The organism is Rhodobacter maris (assembly GCF_900217815.1).
GTDB classification, from domain to species: domain Bacteria; phylum Pseudomonadota; class Alphaproteobacteria; order Rhodobacterales; family Rhodobacteraceae; genus Rhodobacter; species Rhodobacter maris.
On record NZ_OBMT01000001.1, the window covers coordinates 60,334 to 80,340 of the forward strand.

18 protein-coding genes, 1 tRNA gene and 1 pseudogene are annotated in these 20,007 nt (G+C 66.4%); 2 read left to right on the forward strand and 18 right to left on the reverse strand.

Features of this window, described 5'->3' with window-relative positions; all coding sequences use genetic code 11:
- From CRO22_RS00310 to CRO22_RS19105, 7 genes and pseudogenes are all read right to left on the reverse strand, one after another.
- Nucleotides 1–1,278 (reverse strand): amidohydrolase family protein, encoded by a 1,278-nt coding sequence (locus tag CRO22_RS00310; RefSeq protein WP_097068124.1) that lies wholly within the window; start codon nucleotides 1,276–1,278, stop codon nucleotides 1–3.
- Nucleotides 1,278–2,222 carry an ABC transporter permease gene (locus tag CRO22_RS00315; protein ID WP_097068125.1) on the reverse strand — a complete coding sequence of 315 codons (945 nt, stop codon included), beginning with the start codon at nucleotides 2,220–2,222 and terminating at the stop codon, nucleotides 1,278–1,280. Before CRO22_RS00315 ends, CRO22_RS00310 begins: the two co-directional genes overlap by 1 nt.
- Entirely contained in the window at nucleotides 2,222–3,271 is a 1,050-nt protein-coding gene (locus CRO22_RS00320) for an ABC transporter permease (protein ID WP_097068126.1), read from the reverse strand. The genes CRO22_RS00315 and CRO22_RS00320 overlap by 1 nt, the downstream gene beginning before the upstream one ends.
- On the reverse strand, nucleotides 3,261–4,808 hold the full coding sequence (locus tag CRO22_RS00325) for an ABC transporter ATP-binding protein (RefSeq protein ID WP_097068127.1): 1,548 nt from the start codon (nucleotides 4,806–4,808) through the stop codon (nucleotides 3,261–3,263). Before CRO22_RS00325 ends, CRO22_RS00320 begins: the two co-directional genes overlap by 11 nt.
- A gap of 3 nt (nucleotides 4,809–4,811) precedes the next feature.
- Nucleotides 4,812–5,840, reverse strand: a complete 1,029-nt coding sequence (locus CRO22_RS00330; RefSeq protein WP_394341473.1) for a BMP family protein — start codon at nucleotides 5,838–5,840, stop codon at nucleotides 4,812–4,814.
- Nucleotides 5,841–6,453: 613 nt separating this feature from the next.
- A tRNA-Thr gene (locus tag CRO22_RS00335) sits at nucleotides 6,454–6,526 on the reverse strand.
- Nucleotides 6,527–7,256: 730 nt separating this feature from the next.
- Nucleotides 7,257–7,391 (reverse strand): annotated as a pseudogene (locus CRO22_RS19105) (IS110 family transposase); the annotation flags it as partial.
- Nucleotides 7,392–8,081: 690 nt separating this feature from the next.
- Between CRO22_RS19105 and CRO22_RS00345 the strand changes: the two are divergent.
- A complete protein-coding gene (locus CRO22_RS00345) occupies nucleotides 8,082–8,969 on the forward strand; it encodes a hypothetical protein (RefSeq protein WP_097068129.1) in 888 nt (295 codons plus the stop codon).
- Nucleotides 8,970–9,192: 223 nt separating this feature from the next.
- Here the strand turns inward: CRO22_RS00345 and CRO22_RS00350 are convergent, their stop codons facing one another.
- A complete protein-coding gene (locus tag CRO22_RS00350) occupies nucleotides 9,193–9,441 on the reverse strand; it encodes a DUF2312 domain-containing protein (protein WP_097068130.1) in 249 nt (82 codons plus the stop codon).
- Nucleotides 9,442–9,576: 135 nt separating this feature from the next.
- Here CRO22_RS00350 and CRO22_RS00355 point away from each other — a divergent pair, with 135 nt between their 5' ends.
- Nucleotides 9,577–9,792, forward strand: coding sequence for a hypothetical protein (locus CRO22_RS00355; protein WP_097068131.1), 216 nt, complete (start codon nucleotides 9,577–9,579; stop codon nucleotides 9,790–9,792).
- On the opposite strand, the gene CRO22_RS00360 is transcribed toward CRO22_RS00355, so the two are convergent.
- The 10 genes from CRO22_RS00360 to idi form a co-directional block, all read right to left on the reverse strand.
- On the reverse strand, nucleotides 9,779–11,818 hold the full coding sequence (locus tag CRO22_RS00360) for an enoyl-CoA hydratase/isomerase family protein (RefSeq protein WP_097068132.1): 2,040 nt from the start codon (nucleotides 11,816–11,818) through the stop codon (nucleotides 9,779–9,781). The genes CRO22_RS00355 and CRO22_RS00360 overlap by 14 nt on opposite strands.
- A 77-nt stretch (nucleotides 11,819–11,895) precedes the next feature.
- Nucleotides 11,896–12,249, reverse strand: a complete 354-nt coding sequence (locus CRO22_RS00365) for a TraR/DksA family transcriptional regulator (protein WP_097068133.1) — start codon at nucleotides 12,247–12,249, stop codon at nucleotides 11,896–11,898.
- 88 nt (nucleotides 12,250–12,337) lie between these two features.
- A complete protein-coding gene (locus CRO22_RS00370; protein WP_097068134.1) occupies nucleotides 12,338–13,627 on the reverse strand; it encodes a FliM/FliN family flagellar motor switch protein in 1,290 nt (429 codons plus the stop codon).
- Nucleotides 13,628–13,729: 102 nt separating this feature from the next.
- Nucleotides 13,730–16,426, reverse strand: a complete 2,697-nt coding sequence (locus tag CRO22_RS00375; protein WP_097068135.1) for a sensor histidine kinase — start codon at nucleotides 16,424–16,426, stop codon at nucleotides 13,730–13,732.
- A gap of 3 nt (nucleotides 16,427–16,429) precedes the next feature.
- Complete coding sequence (locus tag CRO22_RS00380; RefSeq protein WP_097068136.1) at nucleotides 16,430–16,723, reverse strand: hypothetical protein; 294 nt, start codon at nucleotides 16,721–16,723, stop codon at nucleotides 16,430–16,432.
- Nucleotides 16,723–17,130: a response regulator transcription factor gene (locus CRO22_RS00385; RefSeq protein ID WP_097068137.1), complete on the reverse strand. Its 408-nt coding sequence runs from the start codon at nucleotides 17,128–17,130 to the stop codon at nucleotides 16,723–16,725. The genes CRO22_RS00380 and CRO22_RS00385 overlap by 1 nt, the downstream gene beginning before the upstream one ends.
- Nucleotides 17,131–17,212: 82 nt before the next feature.
- The gene (locus CRO22_RS00390) at nucleotides 17,213–18,541 is read right to left on the reverse strand and encodes a helix-turn-helix transcriptional regulator (RefSeq protein WP_097068138.1); all 1,329 of its coding nucleotides are present in this window, start codon (nucleotides 18,539–18,541) and stop codon (nucleotides 17,213–17,215) included.
- Nucleotides 18,542–18,698: 157 nt separating this feature from the next.
- Nucleotides 18,699–18,854: a hypothetical protein gene (locus tag CRO22_RS18765; RefSeq protein ID WP_176518502.1), complete on the reverse strand. Its 156-nt coding sequence runs from the start codon at nucleotides 18,852–18,854 to the stop codon at nucleotides 18,699–18,701.
- 100 nt (nucleotides 18,855–18,954) lie between these two features.
- Complete coding sequence (locus CRO22_RS00395) at nucleotides 18,955–19,404, reverse strand: hypothetical protein (protein ID WP_097068139.1); 450 nt, start codon at nucleotides 19,402–19,404, stop codon at nucleotides 18,955–18,957.
- Nucleotides 19,405–19,476: 72 nt separating this feature from the next.
- On the reverse strand, nucleotides 19,477–20,007 hold the full coding sequence (gene idi / locus CRO22_RS00400; protein WP_245860837.1) for an isopentenyl-diphosphate Delta-isomerase: 531 nt from the start codon (nucleotides 20,005–20,007) through the stop codon (nucleotides 19,477–19,479).

The window sequence follows — 20,007 nt, forward strand, 5'->3', positions numbered from 1 at the left end:
TCAGCGCCGCGGCGCGCGCCGGTTCAGGCTGGCGGGTCGGCCCGGCAGCGAGAGCGCCGCATCCGCGCGCGGCGTGCGCGCGATCACCTTGCCCTTGGCAATCACCGCCAGCCGTGCCGGACGCAGGCGCAGCGCATCGACCGGCCCGGCCGCATCGAGCACCACGAGCGAGGCTTTTGCGCCTTTCTTCAGCCCGTAATCCTCAAGCCCGATGATCGCGGCATTGGTCTCGGTGACCATGGTGAAACAGCGCGCCATCTCGTCGGGATGGGTCATCTGCGCCACATGCATCCCCATGAAGGCGACATCGAGCATGTCGGCGGTGCCGAGCGAATACCACGGGTCAAGCACACAATCCTGCCCCCAGCCAACGGGAATGCCCAAAGCCTGCATCTCCTTCACCCGGGTCAGGCCGCGGCGTTTGGGGAAAGTGTCGTGGCGACCCTGCAGCACGATGTTGATAAGAGGGTTCGGGATCGCCGCGATCCCCGCCTCGGCGATCAGCGGCAAGAGCTTCGAGACGTAGTAATTGTCCATCGAATGCATCGAGGTGAGATGCGAGCCCGCCACCCGGCCCTGCAGGCCGCGCCGCTGGGTCTCGTAGGCCAGCGTCTCGATATGGCGGCTCATCGGATCATCCGTCTCGTCGCAATGGATGTCGACGCGCAGCCCCCGCGTGGCGGCGATCTCGCACAGATCGGCAAGGCTCGCCGCGCCCTCCGCCATGGTGCGCTCGAAATGCGGGATGCCGCCCACCACCTCAACGCCCATGTCGAGCGCTCGGATCAGGTTCTCGCGGCCATTCGGCGCGCGGTAGAGCCCGTCTTGCGGAAAGGCCACAAGCTGCAGGTCGATGTAATCCTTCACCTTCTCGCGCACCTCAAGCATCGCGGTGACGGTGTTGAGGTGATCGGGCGTGGTATCGACATGCGAGCGGATCGCAAGGAGGCCCAGCGACGCCGCCCAGTCGCAATACTGCAGCGCCCGCGTGACCATTTCGTCAACCGTGGCGATCTCGCGCAACTCCCCCCAAAGCGAAATGCCCTCAAGCAGAGTGCCCGAGCCATTCACCCGCGGCAGGCCGTAGCTCAGCGTTGCATCCAGGTGGAAATGCGGATCGACAAAGGGCGGCGCGACCAGATCGCCCGTCGCGTCGATCACCTCGCGCGCCTCCGCCGCGATCTTCGGCGCGATCTCGGCAATCCGCTCGCCCGCAATCGCAATATCGGCCACGCGGCCATCGGGGAGCGTGCCCCCCTTCACCAGCAGATCGAACATCATCTTTCCCCCTTGTTGAACGGCACCATCAGCGCCGCGGGCACCTCGGCGCGGCGCGACATCAGCACCAGCGCGAGGATCGAGAGCAGGTAAGGCATCATCAGGAAGAGCTGATAGGGCACCAGCGCCCCGATGGGCGTTTGTTGCAGCCGGATCTGCAACGCATCAAAGGCGGCAAAAAGGATCGCGCCAAGCATCGCCTTGCCCGGCTTCCAGGCGCCAAAGACCACCAGCGCGATGCAGATCCAGCCGCGCCCGTTGACCATGTCGAAGAAGAAGCTGTCGAAGGCGGAGAGCGTCAGGAATGCGCCGCCCACCGCCATGAAGCCCGAGCCGACGATCACCGCGCCCATGCGGATTGCCGTGACCGAAAGGCCCTGTGCGGCAACGGCGGCCGGGCTCTCCCCCGCGGCGCGCACGGCAAGGCCCAAAGGCGTGCGGTAGAGCACGAAGGCGACGAGCGCGACGAGCGCGAAGGCGGCATAGGTGAGCGGCGTTTGCGTGAAGAAGGCGCTGCCCAGCCCCGGAATTTCCGACAGGCCGGGGATCGGATAGGGTTGGAAGGCGGTGATTTTAGGGGGCGAGGAGACCTCGGGCAGGACCACGCGGTAGGTATAGAAGGTGAGCGAGGTGGCCAGAAGCGTGAGCCCGATGCCCACCACATGCTGCGAGAGCCCGAACGGCACGGAAAGGAGCCCATGCAGCGCTCCGAGCATCATGCCGGTGGCAAAGGCCACCGCCACGCCCCCCCAGAGCGGCAGGCCCATGTAAACGGCGATCCAGCCCGCGAAGGCGCCCGCGACCATGATCCCCTCGATGCCGAGGTTGAGCACGCCCGCGCGCTCGCAGATCAACTCCCCCATGGTGGCAAAGATGAGCGGCGAGGCGATGCGGATCGCGGCAGCCCAGAAGGCGGCGGAGGTGAGGATCTCGAAAATGTCCATCAGTCCCTCACCACACGGAATTTGGTCAAAAGGATCGCCAGCACCATCATCAGGAGCGCCGAGGCGAGCATGATATCCGCGATATAGCTTGGCACGCCCAGCGCCCGGCTCATCGCATCGGCGCCAACAAAAATGGCCGCGACAAAGAGTGCTGCGGCAACCACGCCGAGCGGGTGCAGAAGGGCCAGCATCGCCACCACGATGCCGGTGTAGCCATAGCCCGGCGACAGATCGAGCGTGAGCGAGCCCTTGAGCCCCGAGACCTCGGAAAAGCCCGCAAGCGCCGCAAGCCCGCCCGAGAGGAGCGCGGTTTTCAGCACCACGCCCGTCACCGGCATGCCCGCAAAGCGCGCGGCCTCGGCATTTTGCCCCACTGCGCGCATTTCAAACCCGAGCGTGGTGCGGGCGTTGACGATCCAGAGCGCAACGGCGGAGAGGAGGGCAAGCGCAAAGCCCCAATGCAGCCGCAGCCCCTCGACGATGCGCGGAAGCCGCGCCTCGGCGATGAGGCGGGCGGATTTGGGCCAGCCCATGCCCATCGGGTCTTTCAGCGGCCCTTCGAGCAAGTAGCTGACGAAAAGCAGGAAAATGTAGTTCAGAAGCAGCGTGGTGACGACTTCGTCCACCCCGAGCCGCGTTTTCAAAAGCGCGGGCACGAGGAGCAAAAGCGCGCCTGCAAGCATCGCGGTAAGCGCGATGGCGGGGAGGAGCAGCGCCGGGGGCCAGGGCAAAACACCGGTGCCGAGCACCGCGGTGACAACGGCGCCCGCGTAAAGCTGCGCCTCGGCGCCGATGTTCCAGAGTTTTGCCCGGAAGGCCACAGCCACGGCAAGCCCGGTAAAAATGAGCGGCGTGGCGCGATTGAGCGTTTCCAGCAGCGCAAACTTCGAGCCCACCGCGCCCTTGACGATCGCGCCAAAGACGGCGAGCGGGTTGCCGCCCGCGATCAGCGCCAGAACGCTCGCAACGAGAAAGGCGCCCAGAAGCGCCAGTGCGGGGGGCACAAGGCGGCGCGCAAGGCTGGGCTGGGCGATCGGTTCAAGACGCATCCGCGACCCTCCCGAACCCCTCGCCCGCCATCCATTGGCCAAGCGCTTCGGCGCGCATCGTGCCGCGGGTAAAACCGGGGCTGAGCCGCCCCTCGGACATCACATGGATCACATCGGACAGGGTCATGATTTCGTCGAGATCCTCGGAGATCAGGAGCACCGCCGCGCCCTCTTCGCGCGCCTCGGCCAAGCGGCCATGGACATAGTTGACCGCGCCGATGTCGAGCCCGCGCACCGGTTGGTTGGCCAGAATGATGCGCGGCGCGGTCTCCAGCACGCGGCCAAGGATCAGCTTTTGCATATTGCCGCCGGAAAGCAGGCGAATCCGGGTCTCGGGGCCCGGGCAGCGCACGTCGTAGGTGGCAATGAGGCTCTCGGCCTGCGCCCGCGCCGCGCCCCAGCGCATCCAGCCATGGCGGGCAAAATCCTGCGCATAGGTCTCAAGCACGGCATTTTCGGTCAGGTCGAAATCGGCAATCGTGCCGGTGCGGTGGCGGTCTTCCGGGATGCGGCCAATGCCGCGAGCAAGAGCGCGGCGGGGCGACCAGTCGCCAACCGGCTCGCCCACGATCTCGAACTGCCCCGAAGCGGGCGCGACGAGGCCCGAGATCAGATCGGAGAGCGCCTTTTGGCCGTTGCCGGAAACGCCTGCAAGCCCCGTGATCTGCCCGGCATGAAGCGTGAGATCAACCGCGCGCAGCCCCGGCGCCCGGCCCTCGCCCTTGGTCGAAACCCCCGCAAGCCGCAAAAGCGCGGGGCCCGCCGGGCGCGCCTCGATTTTTGGCGCACTGACCTTGCCGCCGACCATCAGCGCGGCAAGCTCCTCGCGCGAGGTCTCGGCGGTGGCGCGCTCGGCCACAAGCCGGCCATGGCGCAGCACGATGGTGCGGTCTGAAATCGCCATCACCTCATGAAGCTTGTGCGAGATGAAGACGACCGAGAGCCCCTGCCCCACCGCCTCGCGCAGGGTCTTGAACAAAGCCTCGCTCTCTTGCGGGGTCAGCACCGCGGTCGGCTCATCGAGGATGAGAATGCGCGCCTCGCGGTAGAGCGCCTTGAGGATCTCGACGCGCTGGCGCTCGCCCACGGTCAGGCGGCCCACTTTTGCGGCAGGGTCGACGGCAAGGTGGAAACGGCGGGAGAGATCGGCAATACGCGCCTTTGCGGCCTTGGCATCAAGCCGAAGCGCGCCCAGCCGCTCGGTCCCCAGAACGATATTCTCCCAAACGGTGAGATTGCCCGCGAGGGTGAAATGCTGATGCACCATGCCCACGCCCGCATCAAGCGCGGCGCGCGGGTTGCCGGGCGGCAGCACCTCGCCAAACACTTCGACCGTCCCCGCATCGGCGGTATACTGGCCAAAGAGGATGTTCATCAGCGTGGTCTTGCCCGCGCCATTCTCGCCCAGAAGCGCGATCACCTCGCCGCGGGCAAGATCAAAGCTCACATCGTCATTCGCGGTGAGCGCGCCAAAGCGCTTCGTTATGTTGGAAAGGCGCAGCACCGGCTGCGCCTTCTGATCGTGGGGGCCGGTCATGGCTCAGGCAGATTTCGGCTCTTCGTCGTTGATCTCGACGGTGAAGCTGCCCGCCTTGATCTCCTCGGCGCGCTTGCCGACGAGATCAAGCGCCTCTTGCGGGATCTTGCCTTCAAACGTGCCAAAGGGCGCGAGCGCGCAGCCGCCTTCCTTCATGAAGGAGAAAAGGCCGTAATCTTCGGCGGCAAAGGCGCCCGCGCGGATCTGCGCGAGGGCGTGATCAAGCGTCGGCTCGAAGTGCCACAGCGCCGAGGCAACGACGGTTTCGGGGTAATCGGCCTGGGTGTCGATCACGTTGCCAATGGCCAGAATGCCCTTTTCCTTCGCCGCATCGGAGACGCCAAAGCGCTCGGCATAAAGCAGATCCGCGCCGTTCTCAATCATCGCATAGGCGGTTTCCTTCGCCTTCGGCGGGTCGAACCACGAGCCGATGAAGGCGACCTGGAAGGTGATCGCCGGGTTCACCTCCCGCGCGCCCGCCATGAAGGCATGCATGAGCCGGTTCACCTCGGGGATCGGGAAGCCACCGACCATGCCGATATTGCCCGCCTTGCTCATCGCCGCGGCGATGATGCCGGAGAGATAGGAGGCGTCCTGAATGTAGTTGTCGAAGGTGGCAAAATTCGCAAGCGACCCATCGGGTTTGAAGGAGGAGCCCATCAGGAAGGCAACATCGGGATAGTCGGCCGCGACCTCGCGCGCCTCTTGCTCGACGCCGAAAACCTCGCCCACGATCAGATCGTAGCCGCCCTCGGCATATTCGCGCATCACCCGCGGATAATCGGCATTGGCGGTGTTTTCCGAATAGGTGTAGTCGATCTCGCCACGCGCCTGCGCCGCCACGGCCGCCACGTGGATCCGGCTCACCCATTGCTGCTCGACCGGCACGGTGTAGATCCCCGCTACCTTGAGCTTTTTCGTTTCCTGCGCGAAGAGGCGGCCCGGTGCGGTACCGATCAGCGCGGCACAGGCTAGGCTCGACAGCAGGAAGGCACGCCGCGAGGGCGAGGGGAAACGGGTCTGGGCAGCCACGGGGATCTCCTGTCTTGGATGGGCGCAGTATGGCACGTCTTTGATCATCTGGTGAAACTTTTCGCAAGACCGGCGCCTTGTGCAGAGCCATGCCTCAAAAGCAAGCGTCAAGGCTCCAGGAGATCTGCTTGTTTCGGGTCACCTTGCGCAAAAATCAGGCAGCACAGCCGCGTTCCGCCAGAGCACCGCTGCAGGCCTCCGCCGCCGCTGCGCGACCTTGGTCCAGGTCGGGCGCAGAAAAAGCAAATACCTCAAGACCGGGGTCGATTCGAGGGCCCTTCACCGAAGGGATTACAATCCGGCCGGGGCCTTCCGGCTTGACCGGTTTTGCGGTCCGCTTGGCCTTTTCTCCGTTCTGGCACGCGCGCAACCACGACGCTCCCGGCTTTCGGTGCGCGAAAAAGAGCTTCGAACCGATGAAATCAGCTTCCTTTTCAAGGCATTTGATCCCTATCAGGGGGCAGAAAGGAAGTGGTCCCCCCCAGACAGGACCGAACCGCCGACCCACGGTTTACAAGGAAGCCGATCCGCAAGGCCATCATCTTGATTTTTATATGTTTTTCGCAAAAAATCGGACACCACGCAATTGCGATGCAATTGGCCAATGCGCGCGTGCCCGGTGAGGGAGTCGAACCCCCGACCCTCGCTTTACAAAAGCGCAGCTCTGGCCTCTGAGCTAACCGGGCGATCACGCCCCGACGATGTAGCAACTGCCGCGCGGCCGCGCAAGGCACACGCGAATCCCGCCCGACACTCCCTACATCGTTGCAAGCCCAAGCAACTGTTCGCCGCGAGAACCAATGGCGTTTGTTTCTTCTGCGTTTGCAATGACCTACGTCCCCCTTACCAATGGAAACGTACGCTCGCAGTAAGTGCAGCACCGGGAGCAGCCCTGCTGAAATTACTTCGTTTCAGAAACGTCAAATCGTGGCAGGAGGCCGATCTCCAGTGCGGGAAGGTCACCGGGTTGTTTGGGACCAACTCCTCGGGCAAGACCAGCATCCTTCAATTCCTGCTGATGCTAAAGCAGACAAAGGATGGAACTGATCGAGGTATTGCTCTCGGTTTGAATAGAGATTTGGTTTCCTTAGGCTCAGGACTTCGGTAACGGGGCCGCCTCAGTCAAGCCGTTTTACGCACGCGCCGCCGCCCGCGGAAACGGGTTTTACCTCTTGTTCTCAGCAGCCATTCTGTTCGGCCCTTTTGTTCTGAGATCACCCCGGGTGCATGCTTCGGTCCGTGGTCGGCGCAATGGCCGCCAACATGATGCTGGTTCAATGCAATTCCGGTGTGCCCATCTCATTGGCGTGCTCGACCGCGTCGGCATCAGTCCTGACCACGGCATCACCGGAACCGCGTCCCTGAGGGGCCTCGAGGGCCTCCAATCAGGCCGACGACAGGTTGGAACGCAGGGCTTCAGGTCGCATCGGGCACCTGAGTTTCAGTTCGGAAATCGGTTTTTTCGACCCACATCCGGTGCAGGATCACTGCGATGCGTCTTGCCAAAGCGACCATCGCTCGCTTCGCCCCACGGCGGCGGGCGAGCTTTGCGCCCCATGGGCGGCCTCAATCAATCACGGTCATCTGCGGCCACGTCCCGAGAGTCTCCGTGGAGTTGCGGCCCTTCCAGAATTTGCGATAGCGCCACGTCTTCGACCGCGCGCCCACTCAAAGTAAAGGTGGGATACCGGGCATCGCGATAGCGTGTCGCCTGCCCGCCGTCATGGCTCGTGCCGTCGAGCGCGCCCCGGTGTGAACTTGATCTCCTTCGTCGCCACGACGGGCCTCCATGCAATCAACCATGCAATTGCACAGTATGCACGAACCCGCACCACCAACCGGAGCTGTTGATTTTACCCAATAAATACTGCGTCAGCGGGCGTCAGTAGGGAGTGATGTGGGAATTACAAAACCGTTGCTCTACCAACTGAACTATAGGGGCACGTGGGGGACATCTAGACATGCGCTCTCCTTGGCGCAAGCGTCACCAGCGCGATCTTGTCCACCCCCCCATCAGACCGGACCTCTCCCCGGCTGTGGAGCATCGCCCGAAACGTCCGGCTTGAGGATGGGCCTCGCGTTCGGGGCCTTCATCCGCCACGTCTGCATCAACGCGAAAGGCTCTCCCGCCTGCAACGCCCCTCGATGCTGCCGTCGCGAGAAAAGCCCTCCGCAAGCGCTGCCAGAAGCGATTTGCCTCCGTCCGGAGGCCTCGTTATGGTTGCCGCGAGGAGACTGCCCATGCATCTGGTTTTTCATCTCGGCGCCCATGCCACCGACGAGGAACGACTGATCCGCACTCTTGCGGCCAATCCCGCGGCAATGGCAGCCGCCGCGGCCCATGCGCCCGCCCCCGGCGCCTATCGCAAGGCGCTGCGCGAGGTGCTGATCGCGCTGAAGGGGCGCCCGGCCGACCCGGAGACGCAAAAAACCCTGCTTGCGGCCTGTGTCTCCGGCGCTCCCGGGCCAGTGGAGCGGCTGGTGTTCAGCTACGAGAATTTCCTCGCGCTTCCCGACCGCGCCATCGGCCCGGCCGGGCTCTACCCCGCGGCGGCCGACAAACTTGCGCCGCTGGCCAATCTCTTTCCCGGCGAGACCGTCGCCTTTCATCTCGGGCTGATCAATCCCGCCGTGCTGATTGCCGCGCTCCATGCCCGCCAACCCGGGCGCGATCTGGACGACATGCTCGTCGGGCATGCCCCCGAGACGCTGCGTTGGGGGCCGGTGATTGCGCGCATGGCCGAGGTCGCAGGGCGCTGCGGCGCCACCTTGACCTTGTGGAACAACGAGGATCTGCCCCTGCTTTTTCCCGAACTGCTGCGGCGCCTTGCGGGGCTGCCCGACGCGGCGGAACTGGCGGGAGAACTGGCGCTGGCGGAAGAGGTGATGGAGCTTGAGGGCGTCAAACGGCTGCGCGCCTATGTGGCAAATCATCCGCCGCTTTCCGCGGAGCAGCGACGCAAGGTGCTCGTGGCCTTTCTCGAGAAATTCGCCCGCAGCGAAGCGATGGAGGCGGATCTGCCGCTGCCGGGCTGGACCGAGGCGCTGGTGGCGCGGATGGGCGCCGCCTATGAGGAAGACATGGCCCAGATCGCAACGCTGCCCGGAGTGGTGCTGCTGCGTCCCTGAGACTTTCCCTATGACAGCATTTGCGCCCGGTCCCCGCCCCGGAAGCATGCAAAACTTCACGTTTTCGCACATTCCGGCGCCTCAACGGCAGGCCCGTTTCAGGCAAAGCAGGGCCGCCTGACGGCGCGTCTCGGGACCAAGGGCTTGCACATTTCTTGCAAACCTGCGCCCTGGAAGCGCCTGAGGGACACAAAACCGCAGTTTTGCAACTTTTTGGCGTGGCTCAGGCCATTCCGAGGGCCGCCTTGTAGATATCGAGAATCGCTTCTTCCTCGGCGAGATCGTTCTTGTCGCGCTTGCGCATGGCGATAATCTTCTTCATCACCTTGGTATCGTAGCCGCGCGCCTTCGCCTCGCTCATCACATCTTTCTGCTGTTCGGTGATATCCTTCTTCTCGGCTTCGAGATGCTCGTATTGCTCGATGAACTGGCGTAGTTCGTCGGCGGCAACATTATAGGCGTCGTTGGGCATGGGGTCCTCGCTGGCGGTGAAGCCCCTCCCTAGCGCAGCCCCCCGCCGCCTTCAAGCTTCGGGGCAAGCACGGGATCATGGCGGCCTTGCCAAGCCGGGCGCAGGGCTGTAGCCGAAAGAAAAGTGGAGGACGGGATGGAGATACTGATCTGGGCCGGGGCGGCCGTGTCGCTGGTGGGTCTCTTGGGGATCCTCTACTGCGCGACGCTGATCGCCAAGGCGAAAGGCGCGGGGCTTGACGACACCACCTTGCGCGACCGGCTGCGCCGGGTGGTGGCACTCAACCTCGGCGCCCTCTTCATCTCGGCGATCGGGCTGATGATGGTGGTGCTCGGCATCACCCTGCAATAGATCCGCCGCCCTCGGCGGTGAGAAAGCCGCGCCCGTCGCGGATCAGCCGGTCGAGGAGCGGCGCCGGCAGCGGCGCTCCCTCGGCAATGAGCGCGCGCAACCGTTTGCGCAGGGCCAAAACGCCGATCCGGTCAGCCTCGAACATCGGCCCGCCCCGTTCCGGCGCAATGCCCAGGGCCGCCACCGCCGCAAGATCGATATCGGAGGCACGATAGGCGCGACCGGTCTGCAGCGCCGCCGCCCCCTCTCCGGCAATCTCGGCAAGCACTCGTGCCACGATTTCGGCGGCCGAAAGGCGCGCCGGGGCGGTGATCCCTTCGGCGAGCCGCAACGCCGAGAGCCAGCCCGCTTCGCCCGGGCGCGGCTGCGGGATCTTGCCGTCCGGATAATCGTAAACGCCAGCACCCGCAGCCCGCCCCGCCCGGCCCGTACCCGCAAGTGCCGCGACAAGCGCCCGGCCCTGCCGCCCCGCCACCACAAACCGCGCCTGCACCGTGGCAAGACCCAGCGCATCAAGCCGCGCGAAAGGGCCTTCGGCAAAGCCCCAGCGGGTCAGCGCGGCATCAACTTCGGCCGGGCTCGCGCCCGCGAGAACCGCCCGCTCCGCCGCCGCGATCCAGGCGACCTCAAGGCGCAACGCAAGCGCCGTGGCGGCGATCACCTGCGTTCCATCGGCGCGCAGCACGGCCGCAAGCCGCGGCAGCTCTGCAATCTCTGCCGGCCCGCCCGGCCAGATTGCCGCAAACCCCGGGGCGCGATCCAGACCGATCTCCCCCGGCCCCGGCAGCGCCCCGCTGAGCACAAGGGGCACCGCCGGATCGCGCGCCGCGCGCAACCCGGCAAGCTCGGCCGCATCGGAGGGAACCGCAATCAGGAGATCGGCGGGCAGGAAATCTTCGGGCGCCGCCACCGGTTCAAGCCGCGCCCAGTCCGCCTCGCGCCGTGCCGCATCGATCCGCCCCGCGGCGAAGGCCGCCTCCTGCGCCTGGGCCACGGCGATCAGCAAAGCCTCGAGCCGCGGCGCGCTCGAGGCACCGAACTGCACTTCAAGCCCGCGCCCGAGCAGCGCAAGCAACTGTCGCTCGGAGGGGTTCCAGAGCGCGAGCCGCGTCACCCGTGCCACCGGTGTCACCGTCGCCGCCGGACCGGCGAGCCCCTGCGCCCGCCGCCTTGCCCGTGCCAGATGGCGCAGCGCCGCCGAGGCGGTGCCGACGCGCAGATCTTCATAGACCACCGTCTCGACATCAAGCGCCGCCGCAAGCGGCAGCAGCAGCGCCGCCTCGATCACCTCGATGAGCCGGGCCAGCCAGGCTGCCGGATGCCCCGGCGCAAGGCGCGCCCGCGCCGCGACCAGCGCATCAAGCGCCGGGCCCGCCGCCTCAAAAGCGGCCTCCTGCGGCAGGAACGGCGCCGCCCCCTCGGCACAACGCAGCGCCTCGGCAAGGGCCGTGGCCTCGATCGTCCCCTCCGAGGCGAGCGCGTCGCACAGGCCAAGCCGCATCGCCGCTTCCCCCCCGAGCGGGTGCGGGGCAAGGAGCGCCTCAAGCACCGCCGCACCGCCGGCGCGCCGCGCCAACCGCACCGTGCCCCCCGCCGCCGGGATCAGGCCCAGCGCCGGTTCGGGAAAGGTGAATTGCGTCGTGGGGAGCGCGAGCCGCAGCGCCGCGGCCTGTGAGAGCGCAAGCGCGCCGCCCGAGATCCGCCCCGTGAGAACCGCGATCACCGGAACCGGTGCCGCGGCGATGCGCGCACAAAGATCGGCAAGGCCGGGCACGCCGGAGTTGGTGTCGGCGGGGGCGTAATCCTGCGCCGGATCGGCGGCCGAAGGCCAACCGCCCGCGCCGCCGCGCAACACCACCGCCTGGAGATCGGAGAGCGCGAAAACCTGCGTCAGCACGGCATCGAGCGCGGCGCGCAACTCGGCATCAAAGCCCCGGTCCGGTTCCGCCGCCTCCCGCGGCCCGCGGCCGCCGAGATGGACCAGCGCCATGCCCTCCTGCCGCTGCACCCAGACCCGTCTTTCCATGCCGCCTCCGTTTTGCTCAACTTACGCGGGCACCCCCTGCCCCCGCAAGGGAAACCCTTGGCAAAACCGTTGCAGTATCAGGATTTATCGGCGCGGCGAGGATCCGCATGGGCAGCACAGAACGGTGTCGCCGGGATCAGGTCGAGCCGTTCCTCGGAGATCTTCTCGCCACAGCGGGCACAATATCCGTATTCGCCCGCCGCAATCCGCGCGAGCGCCGCCTCGATCATCCGCAACTCGCGACGGGCCGCGGCGCCGAGGTCTTCGAGCACTTCGTCGGTCTCGCGTTCGGTGGCCATCTCTTCCCAGTCGCGCGAGTCATGCGCTTCGAATTCCCCCGAAATCTGCTCAAGCCGCGCGGCAAGCTGCGCCTTTCGGGCCAGAAGATCGGCCTGACGGGTTGCGAGAGATGTCACTGCGGCAGAGGTCATGGCGTGCTCCCGGATTGGTCTATCCAAGCACGGCAGGCGCCCCAAAGCCTTGATGCAGGTCAACCGCGCACAAAACGCGGTCTCTGGCTCACATGCCCGAACCGATCTTCAGCGACGGCAGGCCGCCCGCCTCGTCGTCGCCAAGCCCGCCAAGGCCACCAAGACCGCCAAGCCCGCCCATGTCGCCGGTCTCTCCACCAAGCCCGCCCAGGCCCCCGAGCCCGCCCATGTCGCCAAGGCCGCCGAGCCCGCCCATGTCGGCATCGCCACCGAGCCCCCCGAGCCCGCCCAGCCCCGCAGCCCCCGGTTCTGGGTCATAGGCGGGCGAGTCGATGCGATCAAGCGGCCCGCGCGGCGCGGCCACGGCAGGTTTTCCGGCAAACGGGCTCTCGCCCGGTTCGAAGGGTTGCGGCACGACCCGGCGCACCTTCGGGGCGCTGCTGTCGAGATCGAACATGCCGCTGCTCTCTTCCTCGCTGAGCCGCACCGCGCGCATGCCACGATGCTGACCAAGGCGTGCGCCCGACAGGCGACGCTTGCCCGCCCCTTCAAGCGCAAGGTTTTCGAGCGCATCGGCGGGAACCGGCAGGCTCATGCCGGGGCGCAACTGCATCACCGCAGAAAGCGGCAACGTGACCCGGTGGAGAACCGCGTCGATCAGGGCCGGGGCGCCCAGAACGGAGGTTTCCAGCCGTGCATGCCATTCCGCCTCGTCATTGGCGGGGCCTGCGGCCGTGCCGTCTTCGCTGCTGCTGCCCGGCAGGCGCCGCAGGGCCTGCCCCCGTCCGTTCACCGGCACGGCCCAGAGAAGCTTGCCAGTGCGCTCGAACCCGGCGCCAAAAGCGAGATCGAGCTGCCAGAGCCTGTAGCCCATGTCCTCAAGCAGAAGGCCGAGCGGGCGCGGATCGTCGAGATAGGAGGCGTAACGGAACCCGCCCGCCCAAACCACAGCCTCGGTCTCGGCCAGAGTTTCCTCAATCATCCCCAGTACCGCATCGAGATAATCGACCACCATCGAAGCATCGATCCGGGTGGGCTTGCGCGCGGGCGGTGCGGTTTTGGCAAGATTGCCCATCGTCTGCACCTCGATCAGCACCGAAAGCGTCTCGGGCGGCAGCGCGATGATTCCCAGCCCTTCCTCCGGGCCTTCGATGATTGCGATGAGCGAGAGCGGTTCGAGCGCCTCGGGCAGATCGGCGAGGGTGCGGCGGCTCTCGGTAATGCCAACGGTTTGTACCGGAAGGGTAAACATGTCCTGCGCGACTTTCGAGACCGCCTGGACGATCGCCCGTTCGGCCGTCAGCGGAGAGCCGTCGGACGCGGGCCGCCCCGCCTCCGCCTTGCGTCGCATCACTGTCTGAAGCCGTTCGTCCGTCATGCCCTCAAGCCGCCCGCTACCCGATCCAACGGTCAAGGAATCGCAGATCAAGGTTTACAAATGGTTGATAGGATCAGGAAATTCTTCACACTTTTCAGTTGTTCAGCCGGCCCGGCCCGGCTCGTCGCCGCGCCGGCGGAGCGGCAGGACGATGCGGAAAGCCGCGCCCCCCTGCCCCGGCAGATAGTCGATCGTACCGCCAAGGTTTGCCATGATCTCGCGGCAGATCGCGAGGCCGAGCCCGGCCCCGCCCGCTTTCGACGTATCGGTGAGCCGCGCGAATTTCTCGAAAATCAGCCCCTGCTGCGCCTTCGGGATGCCCGCACCATTGTCGATGAAGTCGATCTGCACCCGGTTCTTGCGCCGCTTCACCTCGATGCGCAGCACCGCCGCCTCGGCATCACAGTACTTTCGCGCATTCGCGATCAGGTTGATGAACACCTGCACCAGCCGGTCGGTATCGGTGAACACCGCCATATGTTCGGTCGGAAAATCGCGCTCGAAGCGGAACGCGCGCTCGGGCCGGGTGGAAGAGGCGGCATGGGCGGCGCGGTTGATCAGGTCATGCAGGTTCGCGACGGAGATATTGAGGTCGACCTTGCGGTTCTCGAGCACGGCAAGGTCGATCAGATCATCGAGGAGCCGGGTGAGCCTGCGCGCCTCTTCGTGAATGATTTCAGCATATTGGGCGCGGACAGGCTCGGGCAGATCGGGCTCCATCAGGATCTCGGAGAAGGCGCGGATCGAGGTCATCGGCGTGCGCAGCTCGTGGCTGATCTGGCCGAGGAACGCGTCCTTCTGCACCGAGAGCGAGGTGAGCTTTTCGTTCGCAGCGCGCAGCGCGCGGGCGGTGCGGGCCAGCTCATCCGATTGCGCCTCAAGCTGGGCGGAATATTCCTTGATCTCCTGCGCCTCGTTCGCCACCGCGATCAGATCCTGCACGCTGACCGCCGCACCGCCGATGAGTTGCGAGATCATCGCATGGGCCGTGGCGGCGCCAACCGAGCCTGCGAGCTTGCGCTCCAATGCGGCGAGAAAATCGGGCGTGGGGTCGGGCAGGAAGCCGCGTATCCCCTGCCCCGCCGCCTGCGCCTGAAAGAAGAGCTGCGCCTCCTGCGCGCCGAGGATGCGCTGCGCCATCGACAGCAGATCCTCCGCTTCCGCCTGCCCGCGCGACCAGCCGCGCGCGCCCGAACGCCCCTCGAACACATTGACAAAGGCCACACCTTGCAGCCGCTCCACCGGGCCGGGGAAGGAGAGCATGGAAAGGATCAGGAATGCCAAGGTGTTGAGCATCAGGCTCCAGACCAGCGCATGGATCAGCGGGTCGAGCCCCTCGATCCCGAACAGCGCCTGCGGCCTCAGCCAGCCAAGACCGAACGGGCCCTCGTCCATCATATGTGCCGACATGAGCCCGGTCTCGCCAACCGAGGGCAAAAAGAGCGCATAGAGCCAGATCGCGAATCCGATGATGAGGCCCGCCGCGGCGCCGGTATGGGTGGCGCCGCGCCAGAAGATGCCACCGATCAGCGCGGGCAACACCTGTGCGGCACCGATGAAGGCGATGAAGCCGATCGAGGCCAGCGCCTCGGAGCCGCCCGAAAGCCGGTAATAGCCATAGCCCATCGCCAGCACCGCGGCGATGGAGAGGCGCCGGCTCGTGAGCACGAGGCCGCGCACGTCACCGCGTTCGGCCGGGCCGCGCGAGAGCGCGAGCCAGAGCGGCGTGACGATATGGTTCGAGACCATGGTCGAGAGCGCGATCGCCGCGACGATCACCATCGAGGTCGCGGAGGAGAAGCCGCCGAGAAAGGCCAGAAGCGCGAGCCGCCCCCAGCCCTCGGAGAGCGGCAGCGTGAGCACGAAGAGGTCGGGGTTCGCGCCCGGCGCCGCGCGCTCGAGGCCCACCACCGCAATCGGCACGACGAAGAGGCTCATCAGCAGCAGATAGGCCGGGAAGGCCCAGCTTGCGGTGACGAGGTGGCGCTCGTCGGTGTTTTCCACCACCAGAACCTGAAACATCCGCGGCAGGGTGAGCACTGCGGCGGCGGATACGAAGGTGAACCCGGCAAAGCGACCCGGCTCCAGTTGCCAGGTGGCGAGCGTGGAGGCATCGATCCGAGCGAGCATGTCGCCCACGCCATCGGCCAGCCCCCAGACCACCCAGATACCCACCGCGACCAGCGCCACGAGCTTGACGATCGCTTCCAGCGCCACCGCGGTGACAACGCCGTGATGCCGCTCGTTCGCATCAAGGTTGCGGGTGCCGAAGAGGATGGTGAAGAGCGCGAGCCCGCCCGCGATCCAGAGCGCCGCGGCGGACTGGTTCGGGAGTTCCCAGAACTGCGGCGTATCGGCGGCAAACACGCCAAAGCTCAGCGTCACCGACTGCAATTGCAGCGCGATATAGGGCGTGGAGGCCGCGACCGCCATCAGCGTGACGATCACGCCGAGCAGGTTCGACTTGCCGTAACGGCTTGAAATCAAATCCGCAATCGAGGTGACACGCTGGGTTCGCCCGATCCGCACCAGCTTGCGCAATACCCACCACCAGCCGATGAAGACAAGCGTCGGCCCGAGATAGATGGTGAGGAATTCGAGCCCCGAACGTGCGGCCGAGCCCACGGCGCCGTAAAATGTCCAGGCGGTGCAGTAGATCGAGAGCGAGAGCGTATAGACCCAGGGGCTGTAGAGAAACCGAAGGCGGCCCCGCCGGGCGCGGCGTTCTGCGATGAAGGCGACGAGAAAGAGAAACAGCACATAGACGAGCGAGACCGCGACAAGCGTGTTGAAGGGCATCGTCTAAGCTTCTCCGCGCGTCGCGGGCACGCTGCCCTCGGCCTCGTCCTCGGCATCGAGCGCGGGGGCAAGGCCGCGGGCAAGCGCCCCGGCGAGCCCGATCAGCACCGCCCAGGTGCCGAAGAAATAGATCAACGCGGAAGCGGTTTCCGCACGGCCCGCATCCGCCGGATGCCAGAGCCCCGGCAGGAAGATCAGCACGACCCCGAGGATCGGCAGGAGCCGCGCCGCATCCATGAGACGATGGCGCCGGTACGAGCGGCGCGCAAGGAACAGCGGCGTCGCCTTGCGCGCCATCAGCGGTGGGGTCCGGTAGCGGGCCCCGTCGCGGGCTCGGCCCCCGCCATCGCTTCGAGCGCGGCGAGAAGATCGGCATTGGCGAAGGGCTTGGCAAGAAAGGCGGTGGCGCCCGCGGCGGTCGCCGCCTCCCGGTCGCGGCCCTGACCGCGTGCGGTAAGCATCAGCACCGGCGTTGCGGAAAGTGCCGCATCGGCGCGCAATTCGGCCAGGATTTCAAGACCGGAACGCCCGGGCAGCATCAGATCGAGGATCACTGCGGCGGGCCGCTCCTCGCAGATCCGCGCGATCGCCTGGCTCCCGGAGGGCTCGACCGCCACCCCCCAGCCCGCACGCGTGAGAATGAACCGGATCGCCTCAGCGATGTTCGGCTCGTCCTCGACCAGCAACACCTGCTTGTGTGTCATCGCTCCGCCTCCCCCGCGTCATTCTATTCACGCTTGCCCCCGCGCTGTCAAACGCGGCGCTCTCAAACGCACGCGGCAAGGCTCAGCGCAGCGCCATCAACGAGGGCTCGCGCCGCCCCGGGCAGGCACCGCGCGGGCAGACCCGGCAGGAGGTGCCCACCGAACGCGCGGGGGCTCCGTCGGCCTGCGCCTTGGCCGGGGTGATCAGCATCATCGCCTCCATCAGCACCGGCCCGTCGAAGCTGCTGCCGGTTTTGGGCGCCGCAAAGGCATAGGTGAGAAAGCGTTGCGGCAGCCGCCCGGCCATGTCGAGCGTGACACGCAAGGGCTGCATTGGTCGGCTCAAAGCCTCGTAGAGCGGCCAGAGCGGGCATCCCGCCGCCGAGCGCGGCAGGGCAAACCCCGGCAGCGGGCGGCGCAGGACAAGCGTGCCCGAGGCATCGCAAACCACAAGCCCGAAAGGCGGCACGCCGGAAAGCCCCTCGGGCAGCGTGGCGAGGCGACGAAACACGACGGGCAGCGGCCGGTCGAACCGTTGCGCAAGGCGCCCGGGGTCGGGGCCAAGCTCTGCGAGCGCGGCCAGAAATGGCTTGAGCGGGAGCGCGCGGGTATCGGCGCGCAATTGCGCAAGATACCCCCGGGCAAGCTCGCGCGCCGCCGAGGCGGCGAGTTCGGGCGCACGGGCAATCAGTTCCTCGGGCTCGGGCGGGTCCGGCCGTTCGAATGCGCTCAGATGCCAGCTCTGCCCGGCCAGCCAGGCCTCAAGCTGTTCCTGCGGCGCCGTCGGCCCGGCCTCTTCCGCTTCGATCCCGTCGAGATAGGCGACAAGCCCCTCGGCAGCCGCGGAAAGCCGACGGCTCTCCCCCGCGATCATCGCCAGAAAGCGCGCCTGCCACTCCGGCTCGATATCGGGCGTCTCCGCGAGAATCGCGGCGCTCGAACGCAACGAGGTCACGGCAGAAAGCACCTCATGCAGCCCGTCGAGCAGGAACGGATCCTGCGCCATGCGTTCGGAATAGGTCTCGACCACGCGCTCGAGCGCCGCCACCCGGCCTTGCCGCGCCGCAAGCACCCGCGCCCAGGCGGGAAACCGGCCGACGAATTCCTCGATCCGTTCCAGCTCGGCCAGATCGGCCTGTGCTGGCCCCTCGGCACCGGAACTGCCGGCCGAAGCCTCCCGCAATGCCTCGAACAGGGCGCTTTCCGCGCCCTCAGAAAGCGCCTCGGGCACGACGCCGAGCGCTGTTGCGAAACGGTCCAGGAGCGACTCGCCAACACGACGGCGGTTGTGTTCGATCAGGTTGAGATAGGCGGCGGAAATGCCGACCTCGCGGGCAAGCTCCGCCTGACGCAGTTTCAGCGCCAGCCGCCGCTCGCGTATCCTCGTGCCGGTCAGTGCCGAACGGGCCATTCCCCCTCCCCCGGCGATCCCGGGAGGAATTTACAACCAGATCACGGAGAACAAAAGTCTTTTACAGATGCTTTGCAGCCGCCAGGGCGCCTGCCTGAGGGCAGAAGAAAGGGCCACGGCCGGAGCCCCGGCACGTGGCCCTCCCCGCCGGGCTAGGTCAGCAGGGGTTGTCGACCACAACGCTCGACATCGTCGAAAGATCTTCAACCCCGCCTTCGCACTGGGTGACGGGCTTGGCGCAACCGGCCAGAGCCGCACAGAGCAGCAGGGCCGTCAGGGTGATGGGCAGGGCGGGTTTCGTGTGACGGCTCATGACGTTTCCTCCGGGCGTCGTGGTCTTTACTCGAGACCTATGAACTATGCAGTTCAGAAGTCTCGCATGCGCCCTGATCCGGGTCAAGATTCTCCCAACGTCACTCGAACGCTCGGAAATGCGCGCCGTAATTGATCGCACGCCGGGCGCAGCGTTCCATCGCGGCGAGCCCCCATTCGGGCGCGCGATCCCCCACGGCCGCACTGTCGCGTGCAAGCTTGCCGCGGCCGCGCGCAATCGCCGCCCCCATGTCCATGTCGAGCCCGCGCAGCCGCCGGATCCAGAACTGAGCCGCCTCGTCGTAAAAGCTGCCCTCCGGGGCGCCGGTGGGGACGACCTTTTGCGCCACGCTGAGACAATAGCCCGCTTCCGCACCGAGATCAGGGGTATCGAAAAGATAGCCTACCGGCGCGGTGAACTGGCTTTTCCACAACAGCCAGAACAGGACCGCGAGCGCCACCGCGAAAGCGGCCCCACCGCCCCAGATCAGGAACGGCGAAAACTCTTCTTCCGGGTTCACACGGGGACGGTAGCGACGAGATGGGCGCATGGCGAAACTCCTCCACGCATAGCCTACGCGCGGAGGATCAAGCTTTGGTTAATCGCCGCTTCGGGATGTCGCTCAGACCCCGGCAGAGGCAAAGATCATCTCGCGATGGCGCTCGATGTAAATCTGGAGCCAGGGGGTGTAGCGCTCCGGATGAGCGGCGATGCGCGCCGCAAGCGCCTCGATCGGCACCCATTCGGTGCTGGCCACCTCCTCGGGGTTCGGCACCGGCTCGATCCCCTCGGGCGCCTCGGCAGTGAAGATCTCCACCACCTCATGCTCGATCATGTCATCGGCCACATCGGCGCGGTATTCGACCTGCCCGACATGGCGCAGATCGAGCCCCTTGAGCCCCAGCTCCTGCTCGAGCCGGCGCGCGGTGCAGGCCACCGCCGCCTCGCCCCAGTAGGGATGGGTGCAGCAGGTGTTCGCCCAGAGCCCCGGCGTGTGGTATTTGCTCAGCGCGCGCTGCTGCAAAAGCACCTTGTCGCCGCGCGTCACGAAAGCCGAAATCGCGAGGTGGCGCAGCCCCTTGCGATGCACTTCCATCTTTTCGACCGGGGTCAGCTCGCCGTCGAGCCAGGCCGGGATCATCTCATGCGCCAT

Bases quoted from the DNA above. Each gene is read 5' to 3' on its own strand.
- CRO22_RS00390 (WP_097068138.1), bottom strand. From the start codon at position 18,541: ATGGCCCGTTCGGCACTGACCGGCACGAGGATACGCGAGCGGCGGCTG.
- CRO22_RS00385 (WP_097068137.1), bottom strand. From the start codon at position 17,130: ATGACACACAAGCAGGTGTTGCTGGTCGAGGACGAGCCGAACATCGCT.
- CRO22_RS00315 (WP_097068125.1), bottom strand. From the start codon at position 2,222: ATGGACATTTTCGAGATCCTCACCTCCGCCGCCTTCTGGGCTGCCGCG.
- CRO22_RS00345 (WP_097068129.1), top strand. From the start codon at position 8,082: ATGCATCTGGTTTTTCATCTCGGCGCCCATGCCACCGACGAGGAACGA.
- CRO22_RS00395 (WP_097068139.1), bottom strand. From the start codon at position 19,404: ATGCGCCCATCTCGTCGCTACCGTCCCCGTGTGAACCCGGAAGAAGAG.
- idi (WP_245860837.1), bottom strand. From the start codon at position 20,007: ATGGCGCATGAGATGATCCCGGCCTGGCTCGACGGCGAGCTGACCCCG.
- CRO22_RS00360 (WP_097068132.1), bottom strand. From the start codon at position 11,818: ATGGAAAGACGGGTCTGGGTGCAGCGGCAGGAGGGCATGGCGCTGGTC.
- CRO22_RS00320 (WP_097068126.1), bottom strand. From the start codon at position 3,271: ATGCGTCTTGAACCGATCGCCCAGCCCAGCCTTGCGCGCCGCCTTGTG.
- CRO22_RS00355 (WP_097068131.1), top strand. From the start codon at position 9,577: ATGGAGATACTGATCTGGGCCGGGGCGGCCGTGTCGCTGGTGGGTCTC.
- CRO22_RS18765 (WP_176518502.1), bottom strand. From the start codon at position 18,854: ATGAGCCGTCACACGAAACCCGCCCTGCCCATCACCCTGACGGCCCTG.
- CRO22_RS00370 (WP_097068134.1), bottom strand. From the start codon at position 13,627: ATGACGGACGAACGGCTTCAGACAGTGATGCGACGCAAGGCGGAGGCG.
- CRO22_RS00375 (WP_097068135.1), bottom strand. From the start codon at position 16,426: ATGCCCTTCAACACGCTTGTCGCGGTCTCGCTCGTCTATGTGCTGTTT.
- CRO22_RS00365 (WP_097068133.1), bottom strand. From the start codon at position 12,249: ATGACCTCTGCCGCAGTGACATCTCTCGCAACCCGTCAGGCCGATCTT.
- CRO22_RS00325 (WP_097068127.1), bottom strand. From the start codon at position 4,808: ATGACCGGCCCCCACGATCAGAAGGCGCAGCCGGTGCTGCGCCTTTCC.
- CRO22_RS00350 (WP_097068130.1), bottom strand. From the start codon at position 9,441: ATGCCCAACGACGCCTATAATGTTGCCGCCGACGAACTACGCCAGTTC.
- CRO22_RS00380 (WP_097068136.1), bottom strand. From the start codon at position 16,723: ATGGCGCGCAAGGCGACGCCGCTGTTCCTTGCGCGCCGCTCGTACCGG.
- CRO22_RS00310 (WP_097068124.1), bottom strand. From the start codon at position 1,278: ATGTTCGATCTGCTGGTGAAGGGGGGCACGCTCCCCGATGGCCGCGTG.